The sequence below is a fragment of the Pedobacter sp. PF22-3 genome (assembly GCF_026239555.1).
Classification (GTDB): Bacteria; Bacteroidota; Bacteroidia; order Sphingobacteriales; family Sphingobacteriaceae; genus Pedobacter.
Genome location: NZ_JAPIVP010000017.1, coordinates 35,918 through 60,752 on the forward strand (window position 1 = coordinate 35,918; position 24,835 = coordinate 60,752).

20 protein-coding genes are annotated in these 24,835 nt (G+C 38.9%); 5 read left to right on the top strand and 15 right to left on the bottom strand.

The window, feature by feature from the left end:
• Position 1: 1 nt before the first annotated feature.
• The 11 genes from argH to OQX63_RS18885 form a co-directional block, all read right to left on the bottom strand.
• Positions 2–1,333, bottom strand: a complete 1,332-nt coding sequence (gene argH, locus OQX63_RS18835; protein WP_265852363.1) for an argininosuccinate lyase — start codon at positions 1,331–1,333, stop codon at positions 2–4.
• 173 nt (positions 1,334–1,506) lie between these two features.
• The gene (locus OQX63_RS18840; RefSeq protein ID WP_265852364.1) at positions 1,507–2,574 is read right to left on the bottom strand and encodes a M20 family metallo-hydrolase; all 1,068 of its coding nucleotides are present in this window, start codon (positions 2,572–2,574) and stop codon (positions 1,507–1,509) included.
• A gap of 66 nt (positions 2,575–2,640) precedes the next feature.
• Positions 2,641–3,453, bottom strand: a complete 813-nt coding sequence (gene proC / locus OQX63_RS18845) for a pyrroline-5-carboxylate reductase (RefSeq protein ID WP_265852365.1) — start codon at positions 3,451–3,453, stop codon at positions 2,641–2,643.
• A gap of 216 nt (positions 3,454–3,669) precedes the next feature.
• The gene (argB, locus tag OQX63_RS18850) at positions 3,670–4,500 is read right to left on the bottom strand and encodes an acetylglutamate kinase (protein WP_265852366.1); all 831 of its coding nucleotides are present in this window, start codon (positions 4,498–4,500) and stop codon (positions 3,670–3,672) included.
• A 189-nt stretch (positions 4,501–4,689) separates the two neighbouring features.
• Positions 4,690–5,664, bottom strand: coding sequence for an acetylornithine carbamoyltransferase (locus OQX63_RS18855; protein WP_265852367.1), 975 nt, complete (start codon positions 5,662–5,664; stop codon positions 4,690–4,692).
• Between the two features lie 126 nt (positions 5,665–5,790).
• Positions 5,791–6,921, bottom strand: a complete 1,131-nt coding sequence (locus OQX63_RS18860; protein WP_265852368.1) for an aspartate aminotransferase family protein — start codon at positions 6,919–6,921, stop codon at positions 5,791–5,793.
• Positions 6,922–6,973: 52 nt separating this feature from the next.
• Positions 6,974–7,342, bottom strand: a complete 369-nt coding sequence (locus OQX63_RS18865; RefSeq protein WP_265852369.1) for a four helix bundle protein — start codon at positions 7,340–7,342, stop codon at positions 6,974–6,976.
• Positions 7,343–7,406: 64 nt separating this feature from the next.
• A complete protein-coding gene (gene argC / locus OQX63_RS18870) occupies positions 7,407–8,387 on the bottom strand; it encodes an N-acetyl-gamma-glutamyl-phosphate reductase (protein WP_265852370.1) in 981 nt (326 codons plus the stop codon).
• An 89-nt stretch (positions 8,388–8,476) separates the two neighbouring features.
• Positions 8,477–9,664: an argininosuccinate synthase gene (gene argG, locus OQX63_RS18875; RefSeq protein WP_265852371.1), complete on the bottom strand. Its 1,188-nt coding sequence runs from the start codon at positions 9,662–9,664 to the stop codon at positions 8,477–8,479.
• Position 9,665: 1 nt separating this feature from the next.
• Positions 9,666–10,364 carry a GNAT family N-acetyltransferase gene (locus tag OQX63_RS18880; RefSeq protein ID WP_134204214.1) on the bottom strand — a complete coding sequence of 233 codons (699 nt, stop codon included), beginning with the start codon at positions 10,362–10,364 and terminating at the stop codon, positions 9,666–9,668.
• 350 nt (positions 10,365–10,714) lie between these two features.
• Positions 10,715–11,257, bottom strand: a complete 543-nt coding sequence (locus OQX63_RS18885) for a hypothetical protein (protein ID WP_265852372.1) — start codon at positions 11,255–11,257, stop codon at positions 10,715–10,717.
• A gap of 268 nt (positions 11,258–11,525) precedes the next feature.
• Here OQX63_RS18885 and OQX63_RS18890 point away from each other — a divergent pair, with 268 nt between their 5' ends.
• Positions 11,526–12,227 (top strand): DUF4397 domain-containing protein, encoded by a 702-nt coding sequence (locus OQX63_RS18890; protein WP_265852373.1) that lies wholly within the window; start codon positions 11,526–11,528, stop codon positions 12,225–12,227.
• A gap of 107 nt (positions 12,228–12,334) precedes the next feature.
• Here OQX63_RS18890 and OQX63_RS18895 read toward each other — a convergent pair whose 3' ends face one another.
• From OQX63_RS18895 to OQX63_RS18910, 4 genes are read right to left on the bottom strand one after another with little or no spacing between them, the layout of a single operon-like run.
• Positions 12,335–13,312 carry a DUF5007 domain-containing protein gene (locus OQX63_RS18895; protein ID WP_265852374.1) on the bottom strand — a complete coding sequence of 326 codons (978 nt, stop codon included), beginning with the start codon at positions 13,310–13,312 and terminating at the stop codon, positions 12,335–12,337.
• Positions 13,313–13,331: 19 nt separating this feature from the next.
• Positions 13,332–14,018, bottom strand: a complete 687-nt coding sequence (locus OQX63_RS18900; protein WP_265852375.1) for a hypothetical protein — start codon at positions 14,016–14,018, stop codon at positions 13,332–13,334.
• A 26-nt stretch (positions 14,019–14,044) separates the two neighbouring features.
• Positions 14,045–15,562, bottom strand: a complete 1,518-nt coding sequence (locus OQX63_RS18905) for a RagB/SusD family nutrient uptake outer membrane protein (RefSeq protein ID WP_265852376.1) — start codon at positions 15,560–15,562, stop codon at positions 14,045–14,047.
• A 12-nt stretch (positions 15,563–15,574) separates the two neighbouring features.
• The gene (locus tag OQX63_RS18910; RefSeq protein ID WP_265852377.1) at positions 15,575–18,784 is read right to left on the bottom strand and encodes a SusC/RagA family TonB-linked outer membrane protein; all 3,210 of its coding nucleotides are present in this window, start codon (positions 18,782–18,784) and stop codon (positions 15,575–15,577) included.
• Between the two features lie 460 nt (positions 18,785–19,244).
• Between OQX63_RS18910 and OQX63_RS18915 the strand changes: the two genes are divergently transcribed.
• From OQX63_RS18915 to OQX63_RS18930, 4 genes are all read left to right on the top strand, one after another.
• Positions 19,245–21,662 (top strand): TonB-dependent siderophore receptor, encoded by a 2,418-nt coding sequence (locus tag OQX63_RS18915; protein WP_265852378.1) that lies wholly within the window; start codon positions 19,245–19,247, stop codon positions 21,660–21,662.
• 60 nt (positions 21,663–21,722) lie between these two features.
• On the top strand, positions 21,723–22,433 hold the full coding sequence (locus OQX63_RS18920; RefSeq protein ID WP_265852379.1) for a DUF4198 domain-containing protein: 711 nt from the start codon (positions 21,723–21,725) through the stop codon (positions 22,431–22,433).
• Between the two features lie 73 nt (positions 22,434–22,506).
• Positions 22,507–23,709, top strand: a complete 1,203-nt coding sequence (locus OQX63_RS18925; protein ID WP_265852380.1) for a PepSY-associated TM helix domain-containing protein — start codon at positions 22,507–22,509, stop codon at positions 23,707–23,709.
• Between the two features lie 23 nt (positions 23,710–23,732).
• Positions 23,733–24,671: a DUF6607 family protein gene (locus OQX63_RS18930; protein WP_265852381.1), complete on the top strand. Its 939-nt coding sequence runs from the start codon at positions 23,733–23,735 to the stop codon at positions 24,669–24,671.
• The last annotated feature ends 164 nt before the right edge of the window (positions 24,672–24,835 follow it).

Sequence of the window (24,835 nt, forward strand, 5' to 3'; positions counted from 1 at the left end):
ATTATGCTATTAAATCTGCTATTGCTTTATTCACTTTTTCGAAACCAAACTGCGCGATTACAGCGTTCATTGTATCAGTAATCTGCTCGTTACAAAGATTGCCTATACTTCCCTCGTGGGTATGATGTATTTGGTTCGATGGTGCAAATGTACCACTTTCAATCTGCTCACCAACTATTTTGTAAGCTTCTCTAAAAGGAACACCCTGTAGGGCAAGCTCGTTAACCACTTCAACGCTAAACAGGTAATCGTACTTTTTATCCTTTAAAATATCATCCTTTATGGTGATGTTCTGAAACATAAAGGTGGCAATTTCCAGACATTCATTAAGCGAAGTAATGGCTGGAAAAAGATTTTCTTTTAATAACTGCAAATCTCGGTGATAGCCAGATGGCAGGTTGGTAATCATCATGGCAATTTCATTTGGCAAAGCCTGAATTTTATTGCAACGTGAACGGATCAGTTCGAAAACATCAGGATTTTTTTTATGTGGCATAATGCTCGAACCTGTTGTCAATTCGGGAGGAAAACTAATAAAGCCGAAATTCTGGTTAATGAAAAGGCAAACATCCATAGCCATTTTAGCTAAAGTAGCTGCAACGGCGCTCATGGCCTGTGCTAAAATTCTTTCGGTTTTACCACGACCCATTTGTGCATAAACCACATTGTAGTTTAAGGTTTCAAAACCCAGCAATCTGGTGGTTAAAGTTCTGTTCAGTGGAAATGATGAGCCGTAGCCTGCTGCAGAGCCCAATGGATTTTTATTGGTAATTTTCCAGGCGGCCAACATCAGTTCCATATCATCGGCAAGGCTTTCTGCATAAGCACCAAACCACAAACCGAATGATGAAGGCATGGCAATCTGTAAATGCGTATAACCTGGCAATAATTTATCTTTATGGGTATTGCTCAGCTCGATTAACTGATTAAACAGAATAGAAGTCTGGTTAACCATATCTTCGATACATGCCCTGAAAAACAGTTTTAAATCTACCAAAACCTGATCATTGCGCGAACGTCCACTGTGGATTTTTTTGCCAGCCTCGCCAATACGTTGGGTTAACAACCACTCTACCTGCGAATGTACATCTTCAACCGTATCTTCAATCGTAAAGTTACCGGCCTCAATTTCGGCGTAAATATTTTTCAATTCCTGCTGAACGGTTTTTAACTCCTCTGCAGTAAGCAAATTTATCGTTTCCAACATTTCTGTATGGGCCAGGGAGCCCAACACATCAAACTTTGCCATTTGCAGATCAAGTTCGCGGTCTTTACCCACAGTAAAGTGCTCTACAAACTGGTTTACATCAACATTTTTTTGCCAAATCTTCATTATAATCTATTTAACCGCGAAGGGCGCTAAGTTTTTCGCAAAGCACACAAAGCTCTTTTATAATTCAACTCCCTTATTACAGGGTACGAAGCAATCCTTTTGGTTTTAAAACTCAAAGCTTAACATTTGCAAATTAGATTGCTTCGTGCCTCGCAATGACGCTTTAGTTTAGTTTAACCTTGAATCACTGGTTTCAACATATTCACATATCCTTCTACCCCTTCTGCTACTTCTCTAACATATAAAAATTCATCAGCCATGTGCGAACGACCTGAAAAACCCGGGCCACATTTTACCGATGGAATATCCAATAAAGCCTGATCGGAAGTAGTTGGCGAACCATAAGTTGTTCTTCCCAATGCTAGCCCAGCCTGCACAACCGGGTGGTTTTTATCAATAGATGATGGTTTTAAACGGATAGAACGTGGTGTAACATCACAATCCACGTTTGCACGGATAATTTCCAATACCTCTTCGTTAGTATATGCATCGGTTACACGTACATCAACCGTAAAAGTACAATTGGCTGGCACCACATTATGCTGTGAACCCGCATTGATGATGGTTACCGTCATTTTCAGCGGACCGAAAACTTCCGATACTTTAGGAAACTGATAATTTCTAAACCATTCAATATCGTTCAACGCTTTGTAAATGGCATTTTCCCCTTCTTCTCGGGCAGCATGCCCTGCTTTTCCGTGCGATACACAATCAAGCACTAGCAAGCCACGTTCAGCAATAGCTAAATTCATTTCGGTAGGTTCGCCTACAATACCAAATTCAAGCTCACCTAAATCAGGCAGCACCAGTTCTAAGCCATTATTACCCGAAATTTCTTCCTCGGCAGTGGCGGCCAAACAGATGTTGTATTTTAAATTTTCTTGCTCGTAGTAGTACAAAAATGTTCCGATTAACGAAACCAGACAACCGCCAGCATCATTACTCCCCAGGCCAAAAAGCTTATCCCCTTCAATTGCAGCATCGTATGGATCACGGGTATAACCCGAATTCGGCTTAACCGTATCATGGTGAGAGTTTAACAATAAAGTTGGCTTACTGGCATCGAAATGCTTGTTATAAGCCCAAACATTATTCATTTTACGCTGGGTCTTAATCCCTCTTTCTTCCAAAAACTGGGCTATTAAATTAGCGGTCCGGTCTTCTTCTTTACTGAAAGACTGTATGCGGATTAATTGACGCAATAAGTCTAAGCATTCCTTTTGTATATTTTCTAACAACATAGTATTTAGTAGTTAGTATCAAGTATCAGGATAGCGTTAAAACCCTACACCTTCTACCTTACACCTTTAACCTTCGTTTGTGTACAAATTCCCAGCTTTTAAGGCCGAAAGTTTAATGCCTTTTATCAGTGATGAACTGAAACCATTATGTTCCATTTCATTTAAGCCGGCAATGGTACAACCTTTTGGCGAAGTTACCTTATCTATTTCTGATTCTGGGTGTGTTCCATGTAATAAAAGCAAATCGGCCGCACCTTTGGCCGTTTGCACCGCCATTTTTAATGCCTCATCTGCGTGGAAACCAATTTCTACGCCACCTTGCGATGCAGCCCTGATGGCCCTTAAGAAGAAAGCGATACCACATGCACAAAGTGCTGTTGCAGAAGTCATTAAATCTTCGTTAATCTTTACAACAGATCCAACAGTTTCAAACATTTTGGTTACGTCAGCCATATTTTCTGCTGATGCATTATCGCTGGCCATGCAAGTCATAGATTGACCAATGGCAATTGCCGTATTTGGCATTACATGAACCACTTCTACACTCTCCCCTAATTTTTCTCTTACAGCAGCACAACTCACACCCGAGATTACCGAAATAACCAAATGCTTAGCCTGAATAATTGAAGTTTGAATTTCATCTAAAACCGTGTTCAACTGTTGGGGCAGAACGGCCAAAATTACAATATCTGCATCAACCACAGCTTGTTTATTGTTATTACTAACCTTAAAACCAGCTTCAGCAAAAGATTTTAAATGTTCGGTATTTCTACGGGTAAGTGTAATGTCGGCAGCTTGGGCAAAGTTGGCCTTCACCAAACCTTTCGCTAAAGATAAACCGATATTTCCGCTACCAATAATGGCTATTTTTTTATTCATGGTTGATTAAAGTTTGTTTCAGATTGTTAATACCACTTTTTCATTTTCTGGAAAGCAACTTCAGTAATGCTATTTAAAGGCATTTCCTGCTATCCGCTTTACTTCGTTGCACTCCGTGTTCGCTACTATCAGGTTTATAGGGCAATAACAGTATATTATCGGTTACTTTTCCATGCAATGTCTCACCCTCTACCTTCAACCTTATTACCTTCCGCCTTATTTTAGCATTTTGGTACCAAAAGTACCTGAAGCCAATTCAGCCAGCTCATCAGCTTTTCCAATGTACACTGCTGAAACACCTTTTTTGATGGCTTCAAAAGCATTGTGTAATTTTGGGATCATTCCACCTGCTACCGTTCCATCTGCTTTTAAGCCCTCAAATTCATCCGCTTTAATTTCTCTCACCACAGAACCATCATCATTCACATCCCTTAGTACACCTTTTTTCTCGAAACAATATACTAACCTTGTTTCATATAAAGCAGACATTGCCACCGCAACAGATGAAGCAATGGTGTCGGCATTGGTGTTTAACAGTTGGGTTTCTCCATCATGTGTAATGGCGCACAATACCGGTACTAGGCCAGCTTTTAACAGGCTATCTAAAGTTGTTTTAGAAACCGAGTTTTCATCCAAATCGCCCACAAAACCATAATCAATTACAGCCCCAGCCATTGGTCCACCTTCAGCACCATACGTTTTGGTACTCACCGGCCGTTTTTTTGCTTTGATCACATTACCATCAGCACCACTTAAACCAATGGCATTGCTGCCTTTAGCCTGTAATTGGGCAACCATGTTTTTGTTGATCAATCCAGCATAAACCATGGTTACAATGCGGAGGGTCTCGATATCAGTAATTCTTCTGCCCTCAATCATTTTGGCTTCAATACCCAGCGATTCGCCCAGTTCGGTTGCAATTTTACCACCGCCGTGTATCAAAATCTTATCTCCTGGCAGCGCCGTAAAATCCAGTAAAAACCGATGCAGGTTTTCTGAATTGTCGATTACGTTTCCGCCAATTTTTATAATCGTGAGTTGTTTCATAATTTATGCTTGCCATGATTCATGTCTCCATGAACCTATTTTTTTAATAATTCGGTTCGTGAGGACACGAACCGAGGCTGTAATATATTTAGTATTTAACCAAAGATTTGCACAGATAAACACAGATCAGAAAAATAAAAAACATCTGTGTTCATCCTTTTTATCTGCGGTTAATTTGAGCAAAAACTATTATTTCAATTCCTCCAGCACCGCTTTAATAACCGCTTGTGCAGCCCATAAACGGTTTCCGGCTTCGTGGATTACCAGTGAATTTGGACCATCCAAAATCTCTGATGACAATTCCAGATCACGGCGAACCGGTAAACAGTGCATCACCTTTGCATCATTGGTGATTTTTAACTTTTCGTTGTTCATCATCCAGCCATCCGGATAAGTTAACACCTTCCCATATTCTTTATAACTGCTCCAGTTTTTTACATACACATAATCTGCACCAACCAACGCTTCTTCTATATTATATTGAATATCGGCCCCTGGTGTAAAATCTTCTGCAAGTTCATACCCCTCTGGCTGGGCAATAGTAAAATCAATCATTCCTTCTGCCTGAGCTTTACACATCCACTCTGCGAATGAGTTAGGAACGGCCTGTGGCAATGCCTTAACATGAGGTGCCCAAGCTAAAACTACTTTGGGTTTGCGGCCATCGGGTTTCTTGGTCCAGGTTTCGTGAATCGTAATAATATCGGCAAAACTTTGCAAAGGGTGGCGTGTTGCACTCTCCAAACTCACTACCGGTACTGCACAGTATTTTACAAACTTGTTAAAAAAATCTTCACTATAATCTTCGTCTCGGTTATTTAGTTTTGGGAAAGAACGCAGACCTAAGATATCACAGTACTGTCCCATTACTGCAGCCGCCTCACGAATATGTTCAACCGTCGAACCATTCATCACCACACCATCCTGCGTTTCTAACGCCCATCCTTCTTTATCCAGGTTCATCACCATTACATTCATCCCTAGGTTTAAGGCTGCTTTCTGTGTGCTTAAACGGGTACGTAAGCTTGGATTCATAAAAACTAAACCTAAGGTTTTGTTCTTACCTAAATCCTGGTGTGCATAAGGATTTGCCTTCAATGCCAATGCATCAGTTACAAATTGCTTGATGTTTGGAACATCGTGTACGGAAGTGAAAAGTTTCATTTTTACTCTAAATTAATTATCCCGATCCGTCACCCTGAACTTGTTTCAGAGTCTCTTATGCAAGAGATGCTGAAATAAATCCGATAGCTATCGGATCAGCATGACGAATGACCTGATAAACAATAGCTATTTTACTAATTTTTTAAACGCACCTAAAAACTCATCAGCAAGCGCTCTGGTTAAGTTTAGCGCTGGCAATAAACGGATTACGTTGGGTTTTGCCTCGCCTGTAAAAATGAAGTGCTTAAACAAAAGCTCCTTTTTAACATGCGCCAGTTCTTCTGGCAATTCAATTCCAATCATTAAACCACGACCACGAACTTCTTTTACCTGCTCAAATTTCTTTAATTCAGCAATTAAGTAATTCCCAACTTCTTCTGCATTTTTCATCAGGTTATCTTTTTCCATCACTTCTAAAACGGCTAATGCTGCAGCACAAGCCAAATGGTTTCCACCAAAAGTAGTACCTAACTCGCCATGCCAAGGTTTAAATTTAGGTGCAATAGCAATTCCGGCTACCGGAAATCCGTTACCCATACCTTTTGCCATGGTATACACATCGGCTTCTACACCTGCCCAATCGTGCGAGTAAAATAAACCTGTTCTGCCATAGCCACATTGTACTGAATCGGCAATGTAAACGGCATTGTACTCATTACATAGTGAGCGGACTTTTTGCAGGAAGCTTTTTGATGCTTCTTTAATACCGCCAACACCTTGAATACCTTCTATAATTACCGCACAAATTTCGTTGCCCTGTGCTTTAAAAGTTTCTTCTAAAGCCACCTCATTATTATGGGGTAAAAAGATTACATTTTCTGTCTGATTAACAGGCGCTACAATTTTAGGGTTATCAGTTACAGCCACGGCTAAAGAGGTACGTCCGTGGAAAGCACCGGTAAAAGCAATTACCTTTTTTCTGCTGTTGTAAAACGAAGCCAGTTTAAGCGCATTTTCGTTGGCTTCTGCTCCTGAATTACATAAAAACAATTGGAAATCTTTTTTGCCGGATACTTCGCCCAGTTTCTTCGCCAGTTGTACCTGCAAAGGAATTTTAACCGAGTTGGAGTAAAAACCAACTTTGCTTAATTGATCGGTTAAACGGCTTACATAATGTGGGTTGGTATGACCAATAGAAATTACAGCATGTCCGCCGTATAAATCTAAATATTTTTGCCCGTTAGCATCCCAAACATTGCTGCCGGCTGCTTTGGTTATTTCTATATCGTTAAGTGGGTAAACGTCGAATAGTTGCATATTTTAATAAGGTTTGAAGGTTGAGGGCGGGAAGGCAGAAGGTTGATGTTCTCTAACCTTTTCCACCGTCTCTCAAAAATTTAATAAATGCGATTAACATCGCCTTAATTTCATTAACGCTTTTATTTACGGCTTCGTAAACTTCCAAACTGACGTAAGCTAAGTCGCGAAGGAGAATAAAAGCATATTCTATTTCTTTGGTAGAGCCAAGTGCATTATCAAGATAATGGACAAAATCCTTATCTGTGTTTTTACCACTTCCTTCTACAATATTTAGAGGTATTGAATAGGCGGCCCGCCGAATTTGTTGGGTTAAAGCAAATTTTTCTTCAACAGGCATGATAGGTAGGATTTCCTTATAAACCTGCAAAGTAAATAAGTGAGCCTTTTTCCAAACATCTAATTTTTGATAATCTCTCATAACTCATAAATATTTTGTATGTCTGTACCCAGGCCTTCCAGCCTTCTACCCTCCAGCCTTCCGCCTAGAAATTAGCAGCTTTAAGCTTCAAGCCGGCATCTTCCTCCAGGCCAAACATCAAGTTCATATTCTGAACCGCTTGTCCGCTGGCTCCTTTTAACAGGTTATCGATAATACTGATGACAAATAATTTGCCACCATGTTTTTCGATGTGCACCAGTGCTTTATTGGTATTCACTACCTGTTTTAAATCGATATTATTACAGCTCACATGCGTAAAAGGATGCGCGCTGTAATAATCTTCGTAAATGGCATAGGCTTCTTCCAAAGTAAGTTCGCTGTCCAGATACATAGCAGCCAGAATACCTCTGGTAAATGCGCCACGCTGTGGAATAAAACTTAAAGCTTCAGTAAGTGACGGTTGCAACTGCAATAAACTCTCGCTAATCTCATTCAGGTGCTGGTGTTCGAATGCTTTATAAATAGAAAGATTGTTGTTTCTCCAGCTAAAATGAGATGTTGTAGCCAAGCTCTGGCCTGCGCCGGTAGATCCGGTAGTAGCATTAATGTGAACCTCATTTTGGATCACCCCTTTAGCAGCTAAAGGCAGTAATCCCAACTGGATACAAGTTGCAAAACAGCCTGGGTTAGCAATATTACCCGCTGATTTAATTTTATCGCGGTTCAGTTCTGGCAATCCATAAACAAATTCGCGGTTTTCGAATTTAGCTTTTTCATGTAACCTAAAGTCCTGAGATAAATCTATAATTTTAATGCTTTCGTTGATTGGGTTAGCAGCCAAAAATTTCTTAGCATCACCATGGCCAACGCATAAAAACAATACATCAATATTTTGTGGAATATCACTTACAAATTTTAAATCTGTATCACCGATCAGATCAGTATGTACATCTGAGATCAGGTTTCCAGCGTTACTGGTACTATTTACGAAAGCAATTTCAACATGTGGATGGTTAACCAAAATGCGCAGCATTTCGCCGCCAGTGTAACCCGCTCCGCCAATTATTCCTGCTTTAATTTTCATATTTAAAAAGGTTTAAGGTTTGGGTTTAAGGCCTAGGGTTTTGGCGCTATAACCTTACGCCTTTAACCTTTTACCTCAAACCACAGAGGCTATGCCTCGTTATTTACTTTATGCCAGATCATTACCTGGTTGCCGAAGATTTTAGAAAAACCCTTTACATCTTCACCGCTCCAGGCGTTGTTCATTTCGCCATAGCTACCAAATTTGTTGCTCATTAAATCATGGTTAGATTCAATACCGATAATCTGAAAGCGATATGGCAATAGCTCAACGAAAACCTTACCGCTTACAAATTTCTGCGTATCAGCTAAGAATGCTTCAATATTCCGCATAATCGGATCATGGAACTGACCTTCATGCAACCAGTTTCCATAGAAAGAAGACAATTGTTCTTTCCAGCTTAACTGCCATTTGGTTAAAGTATGTTTTTCTAAAGTGTGGTGTGCTTTGATAATGATAATGGGACCAGCAGCCTCAAAACCTACGCGACCTTTAATACCAATGATAGTATCACCCACGTGGATATCGCGGCCAATGCCAAAAGGCTGAGCAATGGCCTGTAATTTTTGAATTGCCCTTACAGGTGCCAATGTTTCACCATCAATCGCTACCAGTTCACCTTTTTCGAAAGTAAGTTCAATTTTACGCGATTCCGTTTCTGAAACCTGGGTTGGCCAGGCGCTTTCTGGTAAGGTTTCGTTCGAGGTTAACGTTTCTTTACCGCCTACCGAAGTACCCCATAAGCCTTTATTGATTGAATATCTTGCCTTTTCTGCACTATATTCAACACCATGCCCGGCTAAATATTCGATTTCCGCTTCGCGTGATAATTTTAAATCCCTGATTGGTGTAATGATTTCAACACCTGGAATCAGGATATTAAAAATCATATCAAAACGAACCTGATCGTTACCTGCACCTGTACTGCCGTGTGCTACATAATCTGCACCGATTTTCTTTACATAATTAGCGATTGCAGTAGCCTGACTTACACGTTCTGCACTAACAGAAAGTGGATAAGTTGCATTTTTTAATACGTTGCCAAAAATCAGGTATTTAATACAATCATTATAGTACCCATCTGTTTCATCAACAACAGCATGCGATTTTACACCTAAAGCATAAGCTCTTTTCTCAATTTCCTGTAATTCCTCATCAGAAAAACCACCGGTATTTACAATTACCGAGTGAACTTCCAATCCACGATCTTTCGCCAGATATATACAACAAAATGAGGTATCTAATCCTCCGCTAAATGCTAAAACAACTTTTTTCATGCTATTTAAATAAAAGGGTAAATAAAAATAAAAGGGCTTTTAAGCCGGTTTTCGGCTTTTGTTTAACAACCAAACGTTGTTTGATGCGCATAAAGCGCTCGTATAACTTGGGCTTTTTCTGCAGTTCTTCGGCAAATTGCTTGGCTACTTCGTGTTTTTTCTCAGCCGGATCATAAAGCATGGCCGTACACATGCAGTTTTTACGTTCCTTCATTTTTAAAATTTCGAAGTTTACGCAGCTCTGGCAGCCTTTCCAAAATTCTTCATCCTGGGTGAGTTCGCTGTAGGTTACGGGTTCGTAGCCCAAGTCTGAGTTTATCTTCATTACAGCTAAACCTGTTGTTAAACCAAATATTTTTGCTTTGGGATACAACCTTCTCGATAAGCCGAAAATTTCATTTTTAATGGCTTTTGCTAATCCGGCTTTACGGTATTTAGGACTTACTACCAAACCACTATTGGCCACAAATTGCCCGTGACTCCAGGTTTCGATATAGCAAAACCCTGCCCATGAACCATCTTTGTGAAAAGCAATAACCGATTTACCTTCTTGCATCTTATTAGAGATGTATTCTGGCGAACGTTTTGCTATGCCCGTACCACGTGCTTTCGCAGATTCGGCCATCTCGGTTACAATTTCTTCTGCAAATACACGATGTTCAGGAAGTGCAACCTGCACTATAAATTCGTTAATATCCATTCGTTTTCTAACGAAAAATTATAAGTATTCTTGTTAATTGGGTTTTTAGAGAGGATCAATTCCTCGTTACGTTTAGTTGAGTACTAAATACGTGGAGTGAAATTTTGCCGGCTTGTGGGATAATTAAACACGGATTCAAAATGATTAACAAACAAACCTTTTCCAGACACGGTTTGTGCTGTGAAAATAGAAAGTTTACTTAAAAATTGTTTAATCATTTCTTGCGTATTAGAACGGCTTTAACTCTATTGAGCTGCAAAGGTTTAAATAATAATTGAGTTACGCAATATTTTTTGATTTTTTTACACTTTTTGTAAAAAGTAAAGAGCCCCAAATGTGGGGCTCTGATATTATTTCTTTGTTAATCCAACTGAAACTCTCGTTCCGTCTAAAAAGAAATTTAACTTTTTAGGACTGGCATTCGGAGGAAGCTGGAACGACCACACAGCCTGTGACGAAGCCTCGGCCTCTGGATTTGTACTTCCGGAACGCTCTGTTCCTGTTATAGAAGTGCCATTATCCAGTTCCAGTCTTGCATCAGAACTTGATATTGCAAAATACTTTTTAGCTTCTAATGTACTCTTATTGGTTACCTGTAAATTAACCGTTAATTCAGCCCCGGTCGGTTTTCCATCAGCATCCTTTAAATCGATAGATGATGCAGAAGTAACTTTAACCAGTGCTTCTTTTGACTTTCCTAATATGGCGCTATCCGGAGCAACTGTATACTCCGTTCCGTCAGGTGCATTTTCTTCCTTTGCAGGAACAGTAACCGTTGTTTCTGTTTTGGTAATGGTTGTATCTGCAGGTTTGTCTTTTGACGAACTGCTACAAGAGGAGAGCGCAAATGCGCCAGCGCAAATTATTGCTAATTTTGAGATGTTTGTTTTCATTTTTAAAAATTTAGTGGTGCATTAAAATTAATGTAATTAAAACCTTTCCATATTAAAATAATTAAACGATTAGGTAAACTTCATATCAACAGTTAATCCATTTTTTTGTTTTGCCAACTCACCTTATTCAAGATTAAATTTTAACATCTGCTTAACAACATTTAACATTCTTTAATACTGTTTAACTCCATATTTACATCGCTGTAGCGAATCTATGCTGACAATCGTTTTACAGGTACTCTTTAAGTATAAATCAAATTTTAACCGTATGAAGAATTTTACGTCATTTCATTTCAAACCGATCACTTTAATTGTGCTAATTGCCTTTACAGCCCTAACTTCATGTAAAAAAACCGAAACTGTCGATCCTACCATATCGTACTTAAGGGTAATCAATGCATCACCTTCTTTGTCCACTTACAATGCTTATTTTAATGGTAATATGGTAAATACAGCAGCTTTGCCATTTGGAGGTGCTATTAATTACGTTTCATATGCCGCTGGCACTTACAGTTTAAAATTTACAACAGCCAGCAGTGCAGAGAGCTTGTTAACCAAAAACATTACTTTGAATGCGAGCACCTATTACTCATCCTATTTAATTAATAAACCTGCCGCACTGGATGTTTATACGATTGGAGATGATCTTTCTATTCCATCAACTGATAAAGCCTACATCCGTTTTATCAACTTATCGCCTGATGCCCCTGCGCTAGACCTGGCAAAAACCAGCGCAACCACCTCGTTGGTTACCAATAAAGCCTTTAAAAGTGCAAGTGCCTTCATTGCAGTAGATGCTGGAACCTATACATTAGATGCGAAAGAAACTTCATCAGGCACAGTTAAAGCTACATCTGCGAGCACCAGTTTTACGGCTGGTTACCATTATGATATTATTTGTGGTGGTTTGGTAACACCTGCTAACGACACAGAACGCGCATTGAGTTTACAGGTTGTGATGATCAAATAAGAAAGAAATTATCTTATTCATATTCATAAAAAAGGCAATTTTCGATATGAAAATTGCCTTTTTCGATTGTATTAAAAAGCGTATTGCCCTGTTAAAGATGGCACGCCCTATTTTCTAGTTACATCAGTAAATTTTACCTGGATGACATAAGTACCTTCCAATTTGAGTCTCCAAGACCACCTTGGGTTTACAGAGAAACCTGGTGATGATGGAAAGCCATCTATTGATTTTATAAAGGTACTCGGTATTCTGTAATACATTAAGAAACCCCAGTCGGTAGTCGGTGTAACATATTTCGTTAAAGGAAACGGTGCTAGCTCAAAATCGCAGATCATAGCAGTATCAGTTTGAATAACCGGGTTGAATTTAGCATAGTTTTCAAAAATTGGCCTATCTCCCCTTGCTATAATTTCTTTTGCTTTAGGATTAAAGACATTTCCATTTTTATCCACCATTTTCAGTATAGCTCTTGCACCTACAGATGAAATTTTTGTACAGGTAATGATTGGGTTTTTCATTGGTGTTGCTACACCCGTAACATCATTAAAGCCGTTAGCTACATTATCAGTAATCTCAAACAGGTCATCTATAGTGGGATCCACTACATTAATTGTCGCTAGTTTAGGGAATACTTTGGTACCAGTACCATTGGTCATTTCTACATCATATACATATCTTCCCAAAGGTAGGAATCCAGATGCTCTGTTAAAGGTAAGCTGTCCACTCAATTCATTAAACTCCATTGGTTTCTTTTTAACCACCTCCCTTTTCTTATTTAGCAAGTCCAGCGTGATGTCTGTTTCAGGATCAAAGTTGGCACCAGTTTTAAAAACAGTAATTTCATATTCCTTCAAAAACTCTGCAGGCGCAGGAGAACCATCTTCTTTTCTCAGATTGAGTAATTTATAGGTAAAAGGTGGTGTAGAACCATCTGCATTGATTCGATCTGATTGAAAAAGAGGCAAGCCTTTTTTCACGTAAATATTATTGTCTTTGTATCGAATGGAATCACTTAGAAAACCATTCTGTATTTTTTTACAGGCCACTACACTTAACAAGAGTAATAAGCCTAAAATGTATTTCATTTTCATAATTGCGATTAAATTAATTGCCCAAAGACTGTGCATTAAAAAATAACCTGTGGTAGCCACTTAACACATGAACGATACCATTGGTCGTAACAATTCCTGATGTTTGACAATCCACAGCCTTGTCTTTTTGTGAATCTGGAATAGTGCTTTGATCTGCCTCCTGATCATCACGGCTTCCAATTACTTTGGTATACGTTACATAATCCACATAATTAACATACTGTGTATATTCATAAGAACGTCTCAATTTGATCAGGTATTGAATATTTGGAACAGACCCCAATAAACTATTATAAAGCTTACCGCTAACGGTAATCTGGTCTCTGTTGATCTTGCCCGCAAATAAATAAGTCTTTAATGAATCATTCAGCTCCTGTGAAGGAATATCTTTGATACCAAAATCAAAATTTTCCTTTCCAAGTTGGAGAGATTTCTGATATTTCTTGGCTTTCACATACTCTGCTATGCCATAATTTGTAGTTGCAAAAAAGGTTACATTGCCATTTACAGCATCCTTTAAACCTGCCCTGTCTATCACTTTCACTAAGGAATCGAAATTGCGGTTAGACTTTAAGTAATCGTAAGTACTTAAATTTACATTGGGATCACTGGGGCCCCCATCCCTTTTATAATCATTTTTTTTACAAGACGTTAGCGCCAGTAATATTAATGAAAGATATACTAATATATTATTTTTCATATTTTTTAATCTCTAATAAAAACAACTTATACTTTACCCAACCAATATGGTGTTTGTTTCAATAACGGATTGTTTCTAAACAATGCAGGATCTACAGGCCAATAAAAACCTTCTCTTCTAAACCTGCTTTCTGTAAGCCAATCTACAACAAGGCCGTATCTTCTGGTTCTGAGCAAATCATAAAACAAATGTCCTTCCAGGTACATTTCTTTCCCGCGCTCATAAGCGTATTCATCCATTACCTGGTCTACAGTGCTTCCCGAAGCGATTAATACCGGATTTGGGTCATTTCTTTTTCTGAAATCATTGATGATACCAATAGCTGTAGCTGCATCTTTTTTGTAAAGTGCAATCTCCGCCTTAAGTAGTTTCATGTCACTCAGTCTGAAGATGATAATGTTATTACTAAGATAAGGGTCTAATTTTTGTCCCGGATTTCTGTACGTTACATTACTGTACTTTACACTCATTGGTTTATCCGGGTTAGTGAGGTCAAAGCCCTTTTTATAACGGATATCGGTAGTGGATTTGAAATGATTTTTAAGATAAGAAGGATTGGTATAAAACCGTGGGCTGTTTCCATAGCCTTTAATGTAATTTTCATTTAGAAAATACGAACCTATCGAACTATTTGAGCCTTCCAATGTATTCTCGCTGATGTTAATTTCAAATATTCCTTCAGAAGAGCGGCCAATGAACGTATTTTTATAGTTGGCAGTATCAACTAACGCGTAACCACCTTTGCTGATCAGGGTATTTATGGTGGTATCAGCACTATTTACGTCAGTCAAATTAGGCGCATCAACCGAAACATCCGACATGGTTGCTCTCCAAAGATATAAATGGGCTAAAAGAGCATATGCCGAACCTTTATTTGCAGTAACTTTGGCATCTCCGGTATTGGCGTAATTCCAGCTTAATAAATTAATCGCTTTGTGGCAATCATTTTCAACCATTTTCATCACCTCCGATTTTGAACTTCTTGGCAATTGAGGCGCATTGATCGGATCTTCGTAAGCTTCTGTAACCAATGGTACATCTCCCCATACCCTTACCATCATAAAGTAACTTAATGCACGAAGAAAATAGGCCTGACCAATTACTGAATTCCGGAACTGTGTAGGATCGTCCTCAGCAGACAATTGCGCATTACTCATGGCATTAACTTTCTTCAAAATCAGATTAGACATGGCAATGCTTTTATAATATAAAGTATAATTTGCCAGTGTATTCAGATTGTATTGAAAGGTAAAATCTCCGCCCTGAATCCCTTCTAAACCATCTCCGGAATATTGGATCGTAAAATAGTTTTTGGCGATCGCATCACCGTACATATAATAACGATTGTTTTTGTAGGTAATGGCACTACGCATCATGGCATAATTACCGGCAATAGCACTTCTTACATCTCTGGATGATTGCCAGAATGTTTGCTCATAAGGTGCATCCTTAGGCTCCTCATATAGTAATTTTTTACAGGAACTTACGGCAACCGCTGTAGCCACTGCGATAAGCACACCGATTTTTGTGATTATATTTTTCATTTATTGACGATATTAAAATTGAACTTGTACACCTAAAGTATATTTTCTTGGAATAGGATATCCGGTTCCATTATACTCCCCATATCCGCTAACAGCTTCTGCATCTGGTAATTTTTTTGATTGCTGGAACATATATACGTTATCAGCAATAGCGTATAATTTCAGCTGAGTTAAGCCTAATTTTCTTACGATTTTAGGGCTGAAATCATAACCAAGACTGATACTTCTGATCCTTGCATAACCACCTTTTTCGAGGAAAAAGGATTGTGCAGCCGTATAATAATATCGATAGGATCCCAAATCGAGTTTTGCATATTCAGCTTGATCTCCAGGGTTTCTCCAGATGTTCAGGCGACTTAAATCCGGTGAAGACACACTGGCAAAATTATATACTGCATTAGCATCAGTTGCGTTCGTAAAACGATCTGAATCAAATAGATTTAGTACGTCACGTTTAAGTGTAAAGTTGACAAAAATACTTAAGCTAAAGTTTTTGTAAGAAAAGCTATTTGTCCAACCACCGGTAAAACGTGGATTGGGGTCGCCAATTGGTGCTTTATCCGGATTGATACCATCATTAAAAACATCTATAAAATAATCTCCATCCAAATCTGCCAGATAAAAATCACCTGCACTATACGTTCCGTTACTATTTCTATACCTTTCTCCGGTATAAGGATTCTGAGGAATATCTGCTGAAGTAGAAAATACGCCTTTTGTACGATATAAATAGAAAGCATTTAGTGGACTACCTACAGAAAGCACGTGGTTTTTATCAAAACGATCTCCACTTAAAATAATATCACGGCCACCATTCGGCAAACTCATGATCTGATTTTTATTATAAGAGATATTAAAAGAGCTATTCCACTTAAATTCCTTACGTATAGGATTAGCGGTTAAAGTTAACTCCATACCTGCATTACGAACCGCAAATGCATTGGTGAAAGCATTGTCATAGCCTGATGTAACCGGCAAATCAACATTAAAAAGTTTTTGTTTTACTTCTTTGTTGTACACATCAAATGAAATGGCATATCTACCATTATCAATTTCCATATCGGTACCAATATTCCATTGTGTCGATTTCTCCCAGCTAATATCTTTTTGTGCAACACCATTTATAAAATTAGGGGTAATAGCGGTAACACCATTATAAGAAGTAGCACCTTGAATACCAAATGCCACCCCGTTAGCTGTACCATTTCCCGCAAATCCACCATTGTTAACCAGGTATTTATTGTATTGCACATAAGCATTTCTTTTATCTTCATTTCCTGTTACGCCATAACTTCCCCTTATTTTAATTAGTGTAAAAGGGTTATTGGTTAGATTTTTCATAAAGTTTTCTTCTGAAAGAAGCCAACCTGCAGAAATAGAAGGGAACACGCCATATTTATTATTTTCACCAAAACCAGATGAACCGTCCGTTCTGATCGTTCCTGATAAAAGGTACTTACCGTCATAATCATAATTAAAACGACCATAATAAGCTATCAATCCATGGGCGATGTAATTTGAATAGGCATAAATATTCTGTTGTTTAAAACCAGTAACTGTCTGAATATTATCTGATGCGCCACCATATCCGGATGCCTGGGTAGACTGAAATAAGCTATACTCTATATCCTGACCCGCTACTGCACTGAAAGAGTGTTTTTTAATAGAACCATTATAAGCTAAATAGTTCGATGTTCTTAAACCTATAGCACTTGAAGAAAAACTGGAAGAACTGTTACCAAAACCATTATTTAACAAATTGCTCATACTTACATCCCTGCGGGTATTATCACTAGTATAAGAAGATTGGGAATTTAAGGTAAAGTGTTTATTAAATTCATAGGCCAGGTTGAGGTTAGCTCCAAATTGGTTAGACACATTTCTGTTTAAATTTTCACCATCCTTACTCACAAAATAATCCAGTTTTTCGGGAGATATATTGAATAACGAAGATGGTAAATTGCCAGAACCAATTTTAGTGGGCTTAGATGGATCGTTTGGATCTTCGTTCCCTCTGCCCCTGCTGGCACTTGAATAATAAAATATGGGGTTGATCATTAATTTTTTATTCATTGCCCTTGAGGTAAGGTTTAAACGTGTGGTATAACGTTTAAAGCCCGTTCCTTTTACAATACCATCTTCATCATAATAACCTCCACTGAAACGATAAGTTGTTCCATTATCAGTACCACCGCTTATACTGAGGTTATTATCATTGATTTTACCCGTCTGATAAAATAAATCCTGCCAATCGGTATGGCCATTAAAAGCTGGATTTAAACTATCTGTAAGTATAAAAGGCAATTGTACACGCTGATCGTAACTTAGCTGTCTTTGCAGCACCTCCATTTTTTGCCTGCGTTCTGTAGTACCCATGGTAGCCTGCCTTAAGTTAGGGCGTTGTACCATACCATAATAAGTGTTAAAGCTTACTCTTGTATCGCCACCAACACCTTTTTTCGTTGTAATTAAAATTACACCATTGGCTGCTCTTGAACCATAAATAGCTGCTGCTGAGGCATCTTTTAACACGTCAATAGATTCGATATCGTTCGGGTTAAGGCCGGCCATGTAGTTGGTTCCTGTACCGGTTCCCGGTGGCACAAGATCATCAGAGGATTGAGGCACACCATCCACCACATAAAGCGGTGATCTGATCACATTAAATTGATCATAACCTGTACTTCCTGTTGAGTTACCCCTTACCGATACCGTAGGTGCCACACCTGGCTGGCCAGTAAAGTTTTGAACGTTTACGCCTGATAAACGTCCTTGCAACAACTGATCAAAACTTGCTGCAGGTAAGTTAGCCAGTTCCTTGCCAGAGATACTAGAGATTGCCGCTGTAGTTTTCTTCCTGGTAATTTTTTGATAACCGATCGTAACTACTTCGTTCAGTGTATTATTATCCTCTTCCAAAGAAAAACTTACTGTGCCACTTGCCGAAACCGTTTTCTCTACCGAACGATAACCTACAATTCTGGCAGTAATAACTGCACCCTCTTTTTGAACGGTTAAGGTAAACTTTCCATCCGCGTTGGTGGCGGTACCGTTCTTGGTACCCTTTTCGATAATGGAAACCCCGGGTATGGGTTTATTGGTTTGATCTACAACTGTTCCCTTAATTGTCTTCTGGGCAAAGGCCAGCCAGGGGATGAGTAGATAGAATAATGTTGCCGTTAAAAATTTCACATAGCAATGTCTTGTAGAAGTTTTTTCCATTGATGGTTAGTTAGTTAGTTTGATAATACGCTAAAAGTATCAACATTTTTACCTGACCATTAACTAATTTTTAGCTAAATAAAACCATATTTTAACTTAAAAATTTAACATTAATTAACATTTACTTTCTCAACACTAGAATTTCAAATTCCAAAATGTGCCCATATATCACATAATGGCATTTTTTCAATGAATTAAGTCTTATTTTCAGCCCTTTTCAGAATACATTAAGCTAATTAATTAGCAATCAGATTTCGATAAGAAATTTTAGAAAAAATCTTTTGTTATCAGTAGCTAAATCGATAAACTAACGTTTTAGTACATTAGCCCTTAACAGGCAAAAAAGCAGCATGAATACAGGCCAATTTCCCTAATTTAGAATAATTCAAAATAATTTGGATTATCGAGAATTCTGACGTTATTTTGCATCTGTTTAGAATTAATCCAAATAAATACAGCAATGCTTAAAATCAAACTTTTTAGTTTTACTTTCTTATTCACTCTTACCAGTATACTATGCTTTGCCCAGCAATTTGCAACCATTAGTGGCAAGGTTACCACTTCTAATGGAAAGCCCGCAGCTTTTATCTCAATCGGATTAAAAGGAAAAGGGTTAGGAACTACATCTAACGAAAACGGCTCATATACAATTAACCGGATTAAGGCTGGTACCTATACCATTAAAGCATCGGCGGTGGGTATCGATCCATCAGAGAAAAACATCACTATTGCGGCCGGGCAAACCCTTATTGTAGACTTTGTATTAAAGGAAAACGATCAGGTACTGGAAGAAGTAATCGTTGCCGGCATCAACAAAAAATATAAGGTGAGTTTACCATCGGCAACGCTGCGGTTAAACGAACCGTTGTTAGAAGCACCTCAAAACATTCAAATTGTAAGTAATCAAATCTTGAAAGACCAGCAGATTATTAGTATGAGTGATGGTTTAATCAGAAATGTGAGCGGTGCGGTCCGCTTAGAGCATTGGGGCGATTTATACACTAATATTTTGATGCGTGGTTCACAAATTCAGGCGATGCGCAATGGCTTTAATGTGGTTTCTTCATACTGGGGGCCGCTTACGGAAGATATGAGCTTTGTTGATCATATCGAGTTTGTAAAAGGTCCGGCCGGATTTATGTTGGGCAATGGCGATCCGAGTGGAATGTACAATGTAGTAACCAAAAAACCTACCGGGTTAAACCAGGGTGAGGTTTCCTTTACTGCAGGCAGTTTCGATATGTACCGTACGGCTATAGATTTCGATCATAAATTAACTGCCGATGGCAAATTCCTATTTAGATTAAATGCAGCAGCACAAAATAAAGGATCGTTCAGACCCTATGAAAAAAACGACCGTTACAGTTTTGCACCTGTGTTAAGCTATCAGATTACGCCGAGTACAAAATTGACAGCAGAATACACTTTACAAAATGCTAAAATGACCGAAGTGGGTTCTTATTATATTTTTAATACTGCAGGGTATGCCAGCTTACCAAGAGATTTTACCTTAACGCAACCTGGGGTACAGCCTACCCGAATCAACGATCATAGTTTAACATTGAACCTTACCCAGCAACTGGGGCAAAACTGGAAAATCACCGCACAGGCAGCTTATTACAAATATCTGCAAACCGGAAACAGCTCATGGCCAACAACTGTAAATACAAATGGTACTATTATCCGTAATGTGGCCATTTGGGACGCCGAAAGTTCAATGAAATTAGGACAGTTATTTGTAAACGGAACGGTTAAAACCGGTGGAATTGTGCATCGTATTTTAGCCGGTTTTGATGGTGGCAAGAAAAATTACATGGCAGATTGGGGCCAATCTCACAATTTAGACCTGGCCAGTTCCCCATTTAATTTATACAATCCCAATTATGGCTTCCCATCAAACGGCTATCCTCAATTTGATCGCATTACACCATTATCAGAAAGGGCACTTGCCGCAGGTGGTTTAATGGATCAGAAATACTTGAGTGGATATGTTCAGGATGAACTGGGTTTCTTTAATAACATCGTGCGATTAACCCTTGCGGGCCGTTATACCTATGTTAATCAATCAGCCTATGGCAGCCCTGCAGACAAAGCCAAACACGTTACCCCTAGAGTTGGCTTAAGTGTATCGGTTGATAAAAACACCTCTGTTTACGCCGTTTACGACGAAGCTTTTACTCCACAAACCGGATTTTTTCGGGATGGTGGTACCGCAAAACCCATTACCGGTAACAATAAAGAATTTGGCATCAAAAAAGACTGGTTTGATGGCCGCTGGAATACCACCCTGTCAGTGTACAGAATTACCAAACAAAATGAAATCACCGCCGACCCTTATAACAAAGCTGGAGAGACCTACAGCATTGTAATTGGCGAAAAAAGAGCGCAAGGTATAGAATTTGATATCCGTGGAGAGTTAGCTAAAGGATTAAATCTAATTGCAAACTATGCGTATACAGACGGTAAGGTAACCAAGGTGGCCGATGGTGTCACAGGTGTTTTTGTCGGCCAGGTGGTACCGGGTTTTTCTAAACATACTAGCAATGCCTGGTTAACCTATACCCTACAAAATGGCCCGCTTAAAGGCGCCGGCATTTCTGGTGGCTTTACTTATTTAGCCGGTAGAGCAGTAGGTACTTACAGCGGAGAAAATTCGAACGAAAACCTACCGGATTATTTTAAACTTGATGGTGGCCTATTTTGGGGAAACAAAAAGTTAAAAATAACTGCTAATATATTCAACATTTTAGACAAGTATTTATATAGCGGCGCTTACTACACCAATTACTGGAATGCGCCTGATTATAATCAGCCTGTTTATTCATGGCAAGCCGAAGCGCCAAGAAACTACCGTGTAAGTGTAGCTTACAAATTTTAATTACCCCCCATCGGGAGCATCTGGATCAGATCAGCTGCTCCCGGTTTTAAAACCGAAAACATGAAAACTAAAATCTCATTATTAGCATTATTCCTTGCCTTTAGCATCTCGAATGTATTTGCACATGCCTTATGGATAGAGACAGCCTCAACAGGCAAAAAAGGGCAGCCTCAGGAAGTAAAAGTATTCTTCGGAGAATATGAAAACAACGAACCAGATTCTGCGGCAAAATGGTTCAGCAACCTTAAAGAATTCAAATTGGTTTTAACAGCACCTGATGGCCATACAAAAGTTTTAACGGCTTCGCCAGATATACTTTTTTATAAAGCCAGTTTTACACCAGATCAAGCCGGTACTTATAAAATTTCTATTGTACACGAGGTCGCTGCTGTTTACGAAAAGGCAAAAATTGAGTATTATGCTTTTGCGGATGTTGCTGTTGGCACCTCAAAAATCAACACTAATTTTCCGGCTGGAGCAGCTTTAACGATCAGGCCGGATAAACACGTTCTAAAATTGGGTGAATCGGCCGTTCATGAGGTCATTTATAATAAAATGCCTTTCGCAAACCAAAAATTAACCGTTGTTGGGCCGGATAAGAAAGGCCAACCTACCGAAACCGATGCACAGGGTAAATTTACCTTCAAACCAACTGCAAAAGGAAATTACTTTCTTGAAGCTTTTACCGAAGATAAAACACCTGGCAAACTGAACGGAAAGGATTACGAAAAAACATGGCATTTGGTAACCTACACTACCGAAGTTCAATAAACGGATTAACTCAATTTTTTTGACCAATTGGTAATCAAACCCACTTGTTGGTTCATTTATTCAATAAAGCTTAATGTTGCAAAAAAAACCTACACAGAGAAAAACTAAAAAATCGCGGATTAGAAAAATCAGCGATTGGCTTCACTTGTGGCTGGGTATTGTTACTGGTCTTGTGGTTTTTCACTTGGGCATTACAGGTTGTATTTTTGCCTTTCAGAAAGAGATTACCGAGTTTATCCATAAAAAAGAGTTTTTTGTTGATGTACCTGCGAACAAAAAAACAATTCCCTTAAGTACATTAAAAGGAATAGCCGAAAAAGCTTTGGGCGGAAAGAAAAAGGTTACTTTTATATCGAGCTATACCCAAGCCAATCGCGCATGGGAGTTTGGTACTTATAAGCCTGGCAACCCTAAAGCATTTTGGTATTTCGATTCGATAGATTATTACGATCTCGTACTGATTAACCCATACACTGGCAAGGTGACATTGATATCGGATTATAGATACGAATTTTTCAGCATCATTAAAATGCTGCACTGGAGTTTTCTCATCAACCACCCCATAGGGCAGCAGGTTATTGGCTGGAGCACCATCATTTTTGTTTTCCTGTTAATCTCCGGTATGGTGATGTGGTGGCCTAAAAACCTCAAGAAATCAAACTTCGATAAAAGTTTCAAAATCAAATGGAAAGCCAAATTTAAACGCATTAACTACGACATGCACAATGTACTTGGCTTTTATGTGATGATCATTTGTTTAATGCTGGCGCTAACCGGTCTGGTGTGGGCCTTTCAGTGGTTCCAGCGTACAGTTTATGTAGTGGCATCGGGTAGTATCTCACCTCCAAAAGCAATACTGGCCCAATCAGATTCGACTAAAACCATTAAAGCCATTCCATTTGATATCGCTTTTGAAACCGCGCAAAAGATGTTTAAAAATGCAGAACGCATCGGAATGTCACCAGCCGAAGGTGGTACAGCAACCATTTATGCAACTGGCTACAAAGGCAAGGAAACCTATTGGAATTTTGATGTTTTGCTTTTCGATCAGTATACCGGCAAATTGCTGGCCCGTAAAAACCAAAGCGATAAAAACGCTGGTGAGGCGCTTATCGGTATGAATTACGACATCCACGTTGGCGCAATTTTGGGCCTTCCCGGAAAAATAATGGCATTTTTTGCCAGTTTAATTGCAGCAAGTTTACCTATAACCGGATTTATCATCTGGTGGGGCAAAAAGAAAAAGAAGAAAAATCCCGCAACTGCGGTAAATTAACTACAATCTAATTAATTATAAAAATGAAGTTATTGAACCTAATCTTCGTATTAACCGGTTTAATCGCCCTTAATACTCATGCACAAACAAAAGTAGATTCTCCAGAAGAAAAATTAGAGAAAGACAGAAAAGCAATAAAATCGCTAGCAGGCTTCTATGAAGTGAATTTTAACTATGGCGAGGTTACTGCTCCAGATCCTAACTACAAATTCAGTAAACCTTATGAAAGCCATGGCAATGAATGGGCAGAAATTATTGTTGACGAGCCTAAAAGAATTGTAATACAACACATGTTGGCGATTAATGATACCACAGTAATTAAACATTGGCGCCAGGACTGGACCTATGAGGATACCAACATCTTGCTTTATACAGAAGGTAATGCATGGAAAAAGGGCAATTTAACGCCAGCCGATGTTAAAGGCAAATGGACACAAAAAGTATATCAGGTTGATGATAGTCCACGGTACCAGGGCTATGGCACGTGGAGCCATGTTGGCGGGCATGATTCATGGTCGAGCGAAACCGATTCTCCATTACCGAGAAGAGAATCTACCGTACGTAAAGATTATAATGTACTAAACCGTGGCAGCAGAATTACCCTCACCAAAAGCGGCTGGATGTTTGAACAGGATAATAAAAAAATTATACGCTCAGCCAGTGGTGATCAACTATTAGCGATTGAAAAAGGTTATGAGGAATTTACCAAAATAGACCCGAAAATTTTCGTAAATGCACAAAAGTGGTGGGCAAGCCAAAGCGCTTACTGGGCAGATGTGCGTGGTGTTTGGGCCGATATTATTGGTGCGCAAAGCACATTTAAAGTAAAAACTATGGCCAATGGTAAATTGCTTTATGAAACACTTTTTAGCCTGGGCGATCAATCTATCAAAGAAAAATGGACGGCAGCGCAGAACAAAGAAAAAATTAAAACAGCTTTGCAGCCTTATCTGGCAAAATAGAAAAGACTAACTTTTGGTAAATGGTTGATGATTGATGGCAAGAGCTGTTAACATCGACCATTTTTATTTAAACCTCGAGATGTTGGCGGAGATTTGCAATCACGAGTACATGAATTGTGGATTTGTAATCCCTCTAAAAATTCTCTACATCTGGATTACAAATC